Raw genomic sequence first — 13,471 nt, 5'->3', positions numbered from 1 at the left:
CGACGTTCGGCCTACTGCTCAGCGGACTCCGGCGGCTCCGTGTCCCCGGGCTCCCATCCGACGGCCCGCATCCGCCGCGTGAACTCCGCGTGCGCGGCCCGCATTTCCTCGACCCGGTTCGCCTGGTAGAGAGGCCCTTCGTACCCGTCGGGCACGTTGGCTTCGAGCGGGAAATGCTCATGGGAGCTGAGCTGCTTCCAGGCGTCCTTCGGCTGCCCGTACCCGTGCTGCTGGTGCGCCTTGGCGATCCGCCGCCCGGTCGCGTCGAACCACATCTTTTCCTCGTACTGCTGGAGCACGGGGAAGCGGGCCCGGTACATGGCGACGAGCTCGTCAGCGCTGATACCGAGCCAGACTGCTACCAGGGCGTCGATCTCTACGAGGGCGGCGCGGCGCGCGAATTCCGAGCGGAGCGGAGTGTCGCGGGTCCAGGTCGGACCGATGCTCTCGGTGAGCGGAGGCGTGTTGCTGGGCCAAAGCGCGGCAGCGGCCCAGGTGTCTTCCTGCCACGGGGAAGCATAGAGCTCGTCCCAGAGGGGAGCGTAGGCGTTGGTCTGCGCGCTGAGGCGAAGGGTGCGGAGAAGGAGTGCCTGCTCCAACGGATGGCAGGAAGTGGGGGCAGGAAGTGTTTTGGCTTCCCCTACACGAAGGTCCCCTCGTCCTGTGACTCTAAGGTAGTAGTCGAGTGGGAGAGCGGCCATGAAGCCAGCCGCAAGTACCGTTTCAATGTTGTTGGCCAACGCCATGGAATTCAAGAGATCTACGTGAACTGGTCCGGGTGGCACCAGCACGGCGTAGAGGCTGCGCTCTGTGTCTGAAGCGATCTGGCGCCGCCACGCAACGCGTGGGAATTCCGAGTACGGCCGCAAACTCGCCGCTAGCAGCAGTGCGTCAACGGCCTGCTCGCAGGCACCTTCGTCCAGCTCGGGATCTGCGGCCCTCACGTCCTCCTCTGCAGCCGTTACGGCTGCAAGATTGCCCTGCATTTGCGTCAGCCGACCGTGGTCCACCCAGCGGTCTTGCGCGGCAACATACTTGGCACGGCTGCCTGCCGGGCGATAGTTCGTGTGCTGGACGGCATCCTCTTCCAATGCCCCCGAGTTCCATGCCCCCAGCTTGTTGGTCGCTACGGCCTTACGGAGGAACGGCGTCGCAACCCCGAACATGGGCCCCTGAAGAATGACGTCCGCCCACGTATCCGCCGGGCCGGGCTCCCACGTGAAGTAGCCCGCCGTGCGGTCGTTCTTCTCGTGGAAGCCGGGGCTGATGCGCGGATCGAGAGAGCCAAGCCGGTACGGCCAGCGGGCGAGTGCAGCGATGGCTGCCTTCTCAGCCGTCGTTACAGGGAAGAGCAACTTGGTCTCTTCCAGCGGCGCCGGGCTCTCCTCGCTGGCCAGCTTGCGCCAGTCTGCGAGAACGCTTTTGTCTACTGTCAGCACACGGCCCTTGTGCGGACGGATGTCCCACTTTCCGTCTCGCTTGAGCCCGGGAAGCGGTCGACCCTCCTTCTTGTCGCGGACGGACTCGCTCAGCACCTCAGGTGCGAACAGCCAGCTGAGGTGCTGGAAGCGGATCTCCTGCTGGGGGCGTCCGTACACGTTGACACTGAAGTGCCGACTGTGACCGACAGGCTTCGCGAACAGAGAGCGCTGGTTCTCGAAGTCGGCGTGCAACCGCAAGTGTCGGTACGTCGACTTCCGCAACATGCCCTCCTTCGCCCCCGTCAGGTGTGACGATGGATGGATCAGCCCCGCCGTTCCTCGCTCTCCCACCGCCCGCCACACCAGCAGCATGAACGCCCGATACAAATCAGGCTGCGTCCCCACCAGCTCAGGATTGGCATCCACTGACGCCAAGTACCCCGAAGTCGCCGCGGCCTCCGCCAGCTCCCCCATAAATTCCGACCGCGCCACCTCCCCACCCAGTACCGCGGCCTTCCGCTCCGCCCAAGCCTCGTTGCTCGGCTTCTCCGCCAGCTCGAACCACGGCTCGGACTCCGCGAGGACCCCGCTCTCCTTCCACTCCTGCTTGACCCACGGCGGGTTCCCCACCATCAGGTCGAACCCACCCCCCGCAAACACATGCGCGAAGTCCAACTCCCAGTGAAGGAAGCCCTGGTCCCTGGCGATCCGGACCGCCGTCCCGTGCCATGGGAAGAGGTCCCCCAGGCTCAGGAAGTCCACCCAGCCCGAGATCTCGCTCATCTTGTCGTCGAGAGACCGCTCGAACTCATCCAGTCCCTCAAGCCCGTTGACCTCAGGGACCTTGAACAGCGAGCCGGTGTCCTTACCCGGCTCCACATCCACACGCCCGACGACCGCCTCCGCGAACTCGATCCACTCGTCCAGGTTCCGCAGCGCCACCTTCCGGTCGCGGCCGCCCTTGCTGAGCTTCTTCAGGTCCTGCGCCCCGTTGAAGTAGTCCGGCGCCGTGCCGTCCAGGAGCGAGACCTCCTCCAGCGGCCAGAACCACAGGGCGCACCACGCGTCCATGACCTGCTTGAGCCGCCAGTACGGACTGCCCTCCATCTGCAGAGCGTCGAGTACCGCTTCCCGGTCCATGACAGGGGCCGACCGCTTGCCCTCACGCTTCGCACCCCACACGGGGATGTCACGCGAGATCTCCTGCTCCGACAGCTCCAGCCTCAACTGGACCAGCTCCCACAGGTACTCCACCCGCTCGGCCAGCGCTCGCAGGCGCCCCGCCTGCCCGTAGGAGCCGTCATCCGCACCCGCGCCCGCCCTACGCCCCGCCCGGGCGGCACGCTTCGCGGGAGCCGGCACCGCAGCCCCGCCCGCCGACTCCTCCGGCTCCGCCGCCCGTGCCGAGAAGTCGAAGCCCGACTGCTCCCAGATCTCCAGGCCCAGATCGAGCGCGCCCTGCCCACTCCGCACCTCCCGCGCCAGGACGGTGGCCTGGCTGGTCGGGGCCTTCTCCGACGCCGACGGAGACGACTTCTTCTCGCCCTTCGGTGCCCGGCGGATACCCGAACGCCACTTCTTCATCGCCTCGATCAGCTCGGGCTCCAGCCAGTCCGCCTCCGCCCCGGCCACCACGCTCTTCCCCGTGGCCTTCCGCACCGACACCGAGTCGCCGACCGAGCCCCACCCGAGCGCGGGCAGCAGGAACTGGTGCACCGGCCGATGAACGCCGACACCCCCCAGCTTCTCGGTCAGCGGGACCGCCTTCGGCGCCTGCTGGCCGGAGGCCTTCAACCAGCCACCGTCACCCAGCGACTGCCCCGGATACACCTTCCGCGCCGCACCGATCAACGAGTTGCCCCGGTGGAGGTGCAGCCCGTACCAGGGCGCCCGCATCCCCGGGTACATGGTGTTGAGCCAGAGCGAGATCTCCGCCAGCTCCACCGCAGTCTTGTTGAGGTCGACGCCGTACGCGTTGTGCAGGGCGATGTACGCCTTGACCTTCTGGAGTTCGCGCGGGTACTCCTCCGGGTCGATCTGCTCGCGCTCCTCGTGCTGCGCCAGCTTCAGGTACAGCTCGGCCAGCTGGTTGACCGCCTCGTTAAGGAACGCGCCCGAGCCGAGCGCCGGCTCGCACACCCGCCAGCGCAGCACCTCCGCCGCCGTGACGTCGGACTTCTCCGGCTCGCGCGGGTCCACGCGGCCCTCGTCGTCCAAGCGGAAGCGGAGCGTCTGCTCCACCGTGGCCTGCGTCAGGGACTCCGGCGTGTAGTACGAGGCGCTCGTCTGCCGGTCCCGGCCCGCCAGCCGGTACACGTACGAGCCGACCGGGTGCACCACCGAGTCCGGCTCGCCCGTCTCCGGGTTGATGCCGTCCTCCTTGACGAAGACACTGGTGCCCGGCACGTCCGAGTACAGGCCGGATTGGACCTGTTCGGTCTTGATCAGCCAGGACCCGCCCTCCGGATTGCCGCCCTTCGCAACCTCGTACATCGGCTCGGTGGCGATGAACCCGGTGTACGACATCAGGCCCTCGTACACCGCGCCCAGGTGGTTGATGCTGAGGTTCGCATAACTGATGAACCCACCCCGGCCCTTGCCCCGGCCCTCGACGAGGGTCAGATGGCGGAGGACCTGATGCAGCACCTTGTTGCGCAGCCGCAGATCCAGGGGCTTCGCCGGGGCCGGCGAGCCGTCGCGGCGGGTCGGCTCCGGGTAGGGGATCTTCTGCCCGACCAGCCCTATCGACTCGGGGTCGAAGAGCCGTGAGCGCAGAGCCTCGATACGTACGCCCTCATGCCCGTCGTCCTCGACCAGCTCGGGCGCCTCCTCGATCGGCGCGTTCCGGTCGGTGACCGTCCTCGCCACCGGGTGGCCCGTGAACACCTTCTCGAAGAGCAGGGCCAGCGAGTCGTGGAAGTGGAACCGGTCCCGGGACGCGCTGCCGAGCTTCTCCTGGACGACGAGCTCACGCAGCCGGGCCACGCTGTACCCGGTCGCGTACTCCTCGCTCCTCACCGGCAGGATGGCGAGCTCCGGCCGGGCCTCCGCGTACAGCAGGAACAGGATCCGGTACAGATAGCGCAGCGACTCCTCGGTCAGGAGATGCGGCAGGTCGCCGGGTTCCGGCAGAGCGTCGGGCAGCCATTCCGGCAGGTCCTCGGGGTGGACGCCGGACTCCTCGCGGGCCCGCAGCAACACCTCGTTGGCGATGAGCTGGACGGACTTCTGGAGCCCGACGCGGAGTTCGGCGGTCACGCCCACCGAGTGGTCCCGGGACTCGGCGACCAGCTTGGCGATCTCGTCGTCCGAACCGTCCTCGCCGGGCCGCAGGGACGAGGCCGCGAAGATCGCCGCGATCAGGTCGATCTCGTTGGCCTTCGTGCCCTTCGCCGCCTTGCGGGGCAGGGCGGTGTCCAGGTTCACCGCCAGATAGCGGCCGCGGGAGAACGCCTGCCGGTCGGCGAGGATCATCACTCCGCCGAAGAGGAGTAGCGCGTAGCGCGGGGCGTTCTCCGCGTTCAACACCCAGGAGGCCAGTTCGCGGACGGTCGTCAGTGTCTTCGAGGCCGAGACACGGACCGGGGAGGGGAGGAGATTCGCGGGACCGTCGCCGCGCGTGGCGTCCAGGTCCTCCGCGAAACCACCGGTCAGGACGAGGACCCCGGGCTCAGAATGGGCCACGGGCACGGCGATCGGGCCGGTCGGGGTGCGGACGGTGAAGTGCCCGGGGCGCGGGGAGAAGTCCAGGGCCTTCAACAGGCGTTCGTGCCACTCGGCCAGGGCGGCCCGCCATTCGCCCTCGGGGGTGGTATCGGCCTCGGTCTCCGGCAGCGTCGGCTGGAAAGTGGGCGGTTCTATGTCCGGCCCCGCTGCTTTGAGTACGGCGGCGGCTGCCTCCTGCGCCGCGACGGCCGCGGAGTACGGCAGCCCGTTGTACTTCTCGGAGTCCGGACCGAGTACCGCCCGTGCGTCCATGTAGGAGCGGGTCAGGTCGCGCAGGTTCTGCCGGGGAGTGGCCTCGCCCTGGCGTTCGCGCGCCGACCACTCCTTGAGGGGGCCGCTCGCGAGCTGTTTCGGCAGGATGTCGTCGAGGTAGAAGGACGGGAAGTACTCGCGCTCGTTGATCAGGGAGTCGAACGTCACGCCTGCTGCTCCTGCTCGCTGTTCATGGGGGTGGGGCCGAGGGGACGGTGACTCATGCGCCGGGCTCCAGAACGGCCAGGACCCGGATCATCGGCTCGCCCGCGGTCCGCAGCCGGGCGGCCGCCTCGGCCAGGTGGTCCGCCGCCTCGTCGCGGGTGGACCGGGTGAAGCCCGGAAGCAGCTCCTGCCGCCAGTCGCCGATCTGCTTCTCGTACGCGCGCAGTGGGGCGTCGACCTCCCGGTCGGCGATCTCCCGCAGGCCTTCAAGCTCGCGTCGGGTCTCGGCCACGGCCTTGGGGACAAGCGCCTGAAGGTCTTTCAGGGCGCCCGGAGTGTAGTGGTCGGGCATGTCCGGGCCGATGCGCAGTTCGGAGAGAAGCTCCGGGGTGAGTTCCCGGAGACGCGGCTCCGGCTCGTCGAGCCGGTCGATCGCACGCCAGGCGACCAGGGTCGGGCGCCCCTCGGCGTTGGACCACACGCCCTGGGTGAGGATCACCGGGGTGGGCGCGTAGCGGGGATCGACCTGGAGTACCTGGGCCTGCTGACGGCCCAGCTGGACGAGCACCTTGTCGGTGATCCACTCGACGACCGGGTGGAGTTCGCCGACGTAGTGGGCGTCCGGCCAGAGCGAGGACGAATGGGAGTCCTCGCGTGCCCTCTTGAGGGAATCGGCCGCGTCCTCACGGCTGAAGGTCAGCTTCATCCGGCGGGCGATGTTCTGGTCACGCAGATAGCCGGGCGGCAGCACGTCGAGCCGGTCGGCCAGATCCTCGGGGGTGTCGAAGCTCAGGTCGGTGCCGGTGAACGAGGCGTCGAGGTGGAGCGCCTCCAGCTTGGCCAGCTCCTCCAGCCCGGTGCGTACGTACAGGAGGCGGTTCCGCTCCGGAGCAGTGTCGAACAGGCGCAGCTCATTCACGGTCGGTATGCCGGATCCATCCGTGGTCGAGTCCGGTCCGTCCTGTGCCGGAACGGGCTCGTCCTGTGCGTCGGACCCGTAGTCGTCCAGATCCACGTCCAGATCGAAATCGAAGTCGGCGTCGAAGCCCGCGTCGACTTCCGCGTCCGACCCGGAGGCGTCGGCCTCCGGCTCCACCGGGGCCGGGCCGGTGCCGAACTCACTCATCGTCCGGCGCGCCACGGAGAACTCGGCGCCCAGGCCGCCGCCTTCGGCGAGGGCGTCCACATCGAAGGCCTGAAGGTCAGCGACCGCCTCCTCGGGCGGGGCGTCCCGGAGCAGCGCCTCCATCACCCGGCGCTCCTCCTTGTCCCAGTCGTCCTCCTTCGTTGCGGCTTCCACCGCACCCAACACCTCGTGGACCCGGGCCTCGCGGGCGAGGACCTTCTCCGCGACGGTCCGGTCATCCAGGGCGCCCTCGACCGCGCTCCGCAGGATCAGCGCCCGGAACTCGGGGTTCTCGGTCTGCCCGTAACGGTCGATACGGCCGTTACGCTGCTCGACCCGGATCAGGCTCCAGGGCAGGTCCCAGTGGACGAGGTGGTGGCACTGCCGGTGCAGGTTGACACCCTCGGAGGCGCCGTCGCCGGTCAGCAGCAGCCGCACGTCGCTGCCGGCCCGCGCGAACTCGTCCACGTAGTCCATCTGGACCGTGTCGGAGACCTCGCTGTGCATCACCTTCACGGCGGCCTTGCCGTCCTTGGGCTTCTTCCAGCCCAACAGCGCGGGCAGTGCCATGCCGAGCCAGTTGAGGGTCTCGCGCCGCTCGGAGAACACGACCGCACGGGTCGGGCCGCCCGGACCGACGTCGATCTGGCGGAGGTAGGCGACGAGGGCGGCGAGCTTGGCCGTGGCCCCGGCTCCCGTCGCCGACGCACGCTCGATCTCGCGCGCGAGCTCCGTGAGGCGCAGCAGCGAGGCGACCTGCGGCACCGCCGAGTGCGTCTCCCCACCAATCAAGGGCGGATCGGTGACGTCCTTGTGCCCTTCCGGCAGGGCATGGCCCATGCCGGACAGCTTCTTGCGGGCTGTCGCGAACAGCGCCCGGTGCGAGGAAAGGAACGACTTCAGCAGCACATACGGGAAGAGGCGATCGGCCGCGTGGGGGGCCGGATTCCCGAGCCAACTCTCGGTGAGCTCGGTGAAGACACGCTCTTCCAGCTCACCCGCTGTGCAAGGGATCGGCTCCGAGGTGCCGCGAGGAGCCCATGCTCCCTCCAGCGCCTTGGCCACCTCCTCGCTCACCTTCGTACGCCGCAGCATGAGGTGGTGCAGCTCGGACGCTTTGGGGTTCTGCTCATCCTTGACCGCCATCGGGTCCAGGAGCCGGACCAGACCGGTGAAGTCCCGCATCACACCGTTGTGCGGGGTGGCGCTCGCGAGGATCAGCGCGTCGGTCTGCTTCGCGAGCAGCTCGGCCAGGACGCGGCGGTCGCTGCCCCGGTTGATCAGGTTGTGGGACTCGTCGATCACGACGGCGTCCCATTCGATGCCCTGGAGCCAGGTGCCGTAGCGCTTGGCGTTCTTCAGGGTGTCCATGGAGATGATGACGCGCTTGTAGTACGTGAACGGGTTCCGGCCGACCGGGATCTTCCGCTCGATCCGGGAGATGCCCACGCTGTCCAGGCGGACGAGAGGCAGGGAGAAACGGGTCCACATCTCGTGCTGGAACTGCTCCAGCACCGGTGCCGGGGTGACCACGAGAATGCGCTCTCCGCGCCCGCGGCGGATCAGCTCACCGAGGAGGATCCCGATCTCCAGCGTCTTCCCGAGGCCGACCACGTCACCGATCAGCAGGCGCGGCCGCAGCGGATTGGCGAGAGCCTTCTCGGCCGGCCGGAGCTGGTAGTCCATGCGATCGAGCAGAAAACCCTCGGTCAGAGCGAGACGGCGCTCGATCTGGGGAAGCGGGGTCTTGCGCAGCACCGCCTCCAGGAACAGCCTGCTGAGGCGGTAACCCTCGGACGTGTCGTGCACGAGCCGGGTGTCCTCGGGGCGCAGGACACGGGGCGTGCCGTCGAGCGAGGTGAGGAAGCGTGCATGATGCCCGCGGACCAGTTCGGAGGCACCGGTCGCCTCGATCAGGATTTCACCGGTGCGGACCACGCTGCTGCTGCGGACCAGCCACTCCTCGTCCCGTACCTCGATCACCGTGCCCGCCGGGGGCGGGCCCGAGGGGAGGTCGGACGCTGCGTCGGGCATGAGGAGCGGTTCCTTTCGATGAGACGGTCCGGGGTGCACGCCGGACTTGGATGCGCAAAAAATCTATGGTGTCCACTGGTGACAGCGGCGACGCGAACGCCTTTCGTAGCCTAAACGGACAAAGCAGCCCCACGATCCGGGGGCTATACGCTGTCTCCGCAGCTCTGTCCGAGACCTACGCCGCAGCGGGTTAAAGGCACCCGCTGTGGGCGTAGGCCTTTCGCAGTTCGTCGGCCGCACGCAGGGCGATGGCCGGAGCCAGCGCGGGCTCGGGCGCCGCGGGTGGTTTCGGCGGCGCGAGCGGGTAGCTGGTCGCGGTCGCCTGTGCGGGGACGGGCGGAACAGCTGCCGAGACCGGCTGAGCGTTCAGGTCCACTACGGTCGGTACGTATTCGCCAGGGGCTGCCACGGGCTCGGCTGCCGCGTCCAGGGGCTCCAGGTCCTGCCCCTCGGCCTCCAGGAACTCGTCGAACAGGTCGGGTGCCCACGGGCTGTCCGGATCGGCGCCGTCGTCGACGGCCTGCTGGGCCGCGTGCTGGACCTCGGGGTTCGGGAGATCGGAGAGGGCTTTCGCAGGAAGCTCGGGGACCAGCCCTGCCTCTGTCACGAGGACCCGCAGTTCCTCCGCAGCAGCTTCTTCGGTCAGCCCGTGACCGGCGAGCAACTGTCGAAGGTCGCTCTCGATCTCGTCGAGTGACGGCCGCTGCGTCTCCACCTGCACCAGGATTCGGCCCAGCAGCGGCAGGTACGGCGCGTGGACGCCGTCCCACTTGGGGGCGGTGAGCAGGGGAGTGAGCGGATACGGCGCTCGCTTGGCGGCCGCGAAGAACAGCACCGCGCCCAGCGAGTAGATGTCCGCCGACTCCGTCACGTGCTTGGTGTCCGTCGCCTGTTCCAGCGACATGTAGGACAGGGTGCCGATGCCGACTCCCGTCTTGGTGAGAGCCGCCCCACTGTCCCGCTCTGTGAGAACGGCCAGACCGAAGTCGAGCACGACGGGGCCGTCGGGTCCGACCGCGATGTTCCCCGGCTTGAGATCCCGGTGCAGCAGTTTGGCCCCGTGGATAGCGCGCAGGGCGTCCACCAGGGCGAGACCTAGTGCGCCGTACGGCCCCACGGCCAGCGGGCCGCAGGTATGGACGAGCTTGTGCAGGGTCGGGCCGTGGACGTAGTCCATGGCCAGCCAGGGCTGTTCGGCGTCGGCGTCGGCACCGAGCAGCGCGGGTACCCGCGCGCTGGCCACCGTACGCATGGTGTCGATCTCCTGCGCGAACCGTGCCCTCGCCTCCTCCTCGGAGTGCTCGGAACCGTCCCGCAGCTTCGACGGTCTGATCACCTTGACCGCCGCCAGGGTAGGCTCGGCCGACTCCCTGGGCTCGGCCAGGTGGTAGCCCGTCTCCAGTTCGGGGCCGAGGTTCTCCAGGGGGAGCCTGCGTCCGAGATACGTGCGGCCCATCCCGCCCTGCCCGAGCACGGCGAGCAGTTCGAACGGACCCAGTACCACCGGATCCTTGTCCTCGTTCAGCTCGTACACGGCTCGTTCCCCCACCTCTGTCGAACCCGGTCGCGTCGTCGGCGGTGCGTGCGGCCCTGGAGGACCGGGCGCACGGGAGGCCGCGTCCGGCCGACGGCGCACACAGCTCCCGGCCAGTTTAGGACGGGAGAGGCCCTTCTCCGCCGGGGTCGGAGCAGGCCAGGGAGCTCAGCGGCCGGATCGGGCCAGGAGCTGGCCGAGAACCGACCTATGGGCCTCGGGTGCTGACGGGAGCTCCCGGTTGGAGGGCGGGCGGTGCCGCTAGCATGTCTCCCCTGTGACGCAGGGGAGCGTCCTTGATGCGGGGGGTGAGGGATGGCGCTCGACGGGCCCAGCCTGGGCAAGATGTTGGACGATGTCGCTGTCGGCAGGATCCAGCTTCCCGACTTCCAGCGGCAGTGGAAGTGGGACGACGACCGGATCAGCGCTCTGCTGGCGACCGTGACGCTCGACTACCCCCTGGGTGTCGCGATGACGCTGGAGACGGGCGGTGAAGCCCAGTTCAAGGCGCGCCCGTTGCACGGCACCGAGGTGGGCCCGCAAATCATCCCGGAGCAGCTGTTGCTCGACGGTCAGCAGCGGCTGACGTCCTTGTTCCAGGCGCTCAGGTCGGAGCGTCCGGTGGAGACGACGGGCGCCCGGAACAAACCGCTCAAGCGCTGGTACTACATCGACATCGCGAAAGCCGTGGACGACACCGCGGACCGGGACGAGGCGATCCTCTCCGTCCCCGAGGACCGTGTTGTGCGGGGTGCGTTGGGTCGGGGCGCTCCACGTGACCTGACCACACGGGAGAAGGAGTGCGCCAGTGGCCTCTTCCCGCTGAACCTGATCTTCGAACCGGACCAGACAGGGAAGTGGCAACGGGTCTACGTCAGTGGTGCCGAAGACCGCTGGGATCTGTGGTCGGCCTTCCAGGCCAGGGTGATCGACACCGTCAAGGGGTTCAAGGTGCCGCTGATCCGGCTACCCAAGGAGACCCGCAAGGAAGCGGTGTGCTCGGTGTTCGAGCGGGTGAACACCGGCGGCGTCGTCCTCAACGTCTTCGAGTTGCTCACGGCGACCTACGCCGGTGACACGCAGTATGCGGAGAACAACGGGGGCGAGGACTTCAGCCTCATCGAGGACTGGCGGGCCATCAAGGGCAAGCTGTGCTCGGAGCACCAGGTCTTCGGAACGACGGACAGGGACGGCGGTCAGGAGACCGGGCTCAGCAGCTTGGACTTCCTTCAGGCCATCGCGCTGGTTCGTACGCATCAGCGCAAGCAGGCGTTTCTGGCGGAACATCCGGGGGCGACGAACGCGCCGGCCGTGAGCTGTAAGCGCCGCGACCTGCTGCACCTGCCGCTCACCGACTACACACGGATCGCGCCGAAGGCCGCTGAAGCGCTGTCATGGGTCGGCCGGTTCCTCGGGGCACAACATGTCTTCCGTGAGCGCGACCTGCCGTACGGCTCCCAGATCGTGCCACTTACGGCGATCGGTGTCCTCCTCGGGAGCCTCGTGGAGGACCGGGACGTTCAGGACAAGCTCGCGCGCTGGTATTGGTGCGGTGTGTTCGGCGAGCTCTACGGAGGCGTCACGGACACCCGTTTCGTCCGGGACGTCGAGCAGGTGGTCGGTTGGATCAAGGAGGGCGGTCCGGAGCCCGACACCATCACGGAGGCGACGTTCCAGGAGCAGCGCCTGCATCGGCTCACTTCGCGCAACAGTGCTGCCTACAAGGGAGTGCACGCTCTGCTCCTCAAGGAAGGAATGATCGACTGGTTCTTCCACGAGGAGCCGATCAACGAGCAGTTTTTGATCGGGCAGTACGTGGACATCCGGCAGGTGTTCCCCAAAACCTGGTTCGAGCAGAACGGTGCGGACGGCACACGTATGACCAGCATCGTCAACAAGACGCCGCTGTCCTACAGGGCGCTGCAGGCGATGGGTTCCAGCGTGCCGTCGGCATACCTGTCCTCCTTCGAACGGCTTACCGGCAGCCCAGGTGACTGGTTCGACGACATCGTCGGCACGCACCTGATCGATGCCAAGTCTCTGCGCGCCGACGACTTCGAGGCGTTCTACCGGAACCGGACGGCCAGGCTTCTGGAACTTGTGGATCGTGAGATGGGCAAGGTCGCGGTGCGTGAGGGGGCGGACGATGCCCACGCCGGATGACGCCACCGTCACGAGCTTGGAAGGCACGACCGTGTCGATCCGGGATCTTCTGTCCCGATGGGGCTTCCGGATCCGTGACCACGCCTCCGTGCCACAGATCCGAATCGATCTGACCAACGTCGGACTGACCACGGTGCCGGACTTTGCGACCGGCCCGCTCGACGATGAGGTCGAAGTCGTACCGATCGCCCTCAGGCGTGCCGCCGGTGACGGTACGGACCATGGCGATGGCGGTGCCGAGAAGGACCCGGCGGACACCCCTGAAGAAGCTGTCGGCAAGTTCCCGCAGGCCGCGATGCGGGTTCAGGACCTGCAGTGTGCCGACAGGGTCACATCGGTCACACCCGACGAGACTCTGTCCGTCGCGATGGGCAGGATGGCGGAGTTCGGGTACTCACAACTTCCCGTGATCGATGCTTCAGGGACTCTTCATGGGGTTATCACCTGGGCATCGATTGCTCACATACATGCGACCGGGCGCACGATGTGTCTGGCCAGCGCGATCAGCAGTGAGTACGAGACGGTCAACGCCTCGGCGCATTTGCTGCCTGTTCTGCCGACCATCCGTGCACACGAGTTCGTCCTCGTCCGAGCCGCAGATGGACGGGTGACCGGCATCGTCACTTCAGCCGACCTCGCCGGCGAGTTCGGCACGGTAGCCCGCCCCTTCTTCACCTTGGGCGAGATCGAGCGGAGGCTGCGGCGGTGCCTGGGACGGGTCTACGACGATTCCGACGTCCAGAAGGTGCACAAGAAGAGGACGTCCGTCGACGAGTTGATGTTCGGCGAGTACATCCGCCTTCTGGACGACGAAGAACGCTGGGCCAAGCTCGGGTGGCCTCTTGTCGATAGGGACCACTTCGTCGGGCTGCTCGGCAGAGTGAAGGATGTGCGCAACACGGTCATGCACTTCAACGCCCCGGCGCTCAGGCCCGAGCAGCTCGACCTGCTCGACAGTTTCGTCTCCATGCTGCGCCTCTACGACCCGGATTACGGAGTCGCCCCCACGGCCTGAGGGCCCTCGTGCACGGCCTGTGGCACTTGTCCCAA

General features: G+C 67.8%; 5 protein-coding genes. 2 read left to right on the top strand and 3 right to left on the bottom strand.

Annotation, left to right across the window (positions count from 1 at the left end):
* Positions 1 to 11: 11 nt before the first annotated feature.
* From N7925_RS10105 to N7925_RS10095, 3 genes are all read right to left on the bottom strand, one after another.
* Complete coding sequence (locus N7925_RS10105; RefSeq protein WP_274343665.1) at positions 12 to 5,567, bottom strand: Eco57I restriction-modification methylase domain-containing protein; 5,556 nt, start codon at positions 5,565 to 5,567, stop codon at positions 12 to 14.
* Between the two features lie 52 nt (positions 5,568 to 5,619).
* Complete coding sequence (locus N7925_RS10100; protein WP_274343664.1) at positions 5,620 to 8,724, bottom strand: DEAD/DEAH box helicase; 3,105 nt, start codon at positions 8,722 to 8,724, stop codon at positions 5,620 to 5,622.
* A gap of 190 nt (positions 8,725 to 8,914) precedes the next feature.
* The gene (locus N7925_RS10095) at positions 8,915 to 10,258 is read right to left on the bottom strand and encodes a serine/threonine-protein kinase (protein ID WP_274343663.1); all 1,344 of its coding nucleotides are present in this window, start codon (positions 10,256 to 10,258) and stop codon (positions 8,915 to 8,917) included.
* 315 nt (positions 10,259 to 10,573) lie between these two features.
* Between N7925_RS10095 and N7925_RS10090 the strand changes: the two genes are divergently transcribed.
* Together N7925_RS10090 and N7925_RS10085 are read left to right on the top strand one after the other, a co-directional pair.
* The gene (locus N7925_RS10090; protein WP_274343662.1) at positions 10,574 to 12,421 is read left to right on the top strand and encodes a DUF262 domain-containing protein; all 1,848 of its coding nucleotides are present in this window, start codon (positions 10,574 to 10,576) and stop codon (positions 12,419 to 12,421) included.
* Complete coding sequence (locus tag N7925_RS10085; protein ID WP_274343661.1) at positions 12,405 to 13,436, top strand: CBS domain-containing protein; 1,032 nt, start codon at positions 12,405 to 12,407, stop codon at positions 13,434 to 13,436. Before N7925_RS10090 ends, N7925_RS10085 begins: the two co-directional genes overlap by 17 nt.
* Positions 13,437 to 13,471 lie beyond the last annotated feature (35 nt).

The sequence above is a fragment of the Streptomyces sp. CA-278952 genome, from assembly GCF_028747205.1.
In the GTDB taxonomy this organism is placed as follows: domain Bacteria; phylum Actinomycetota; class Actinomycetes; order Streptomycetales; family Streptomycetaceae; genus Streptomyces.
This window is presented reverse-complemented; position numbering and strand designations above follow the sequence as displayed.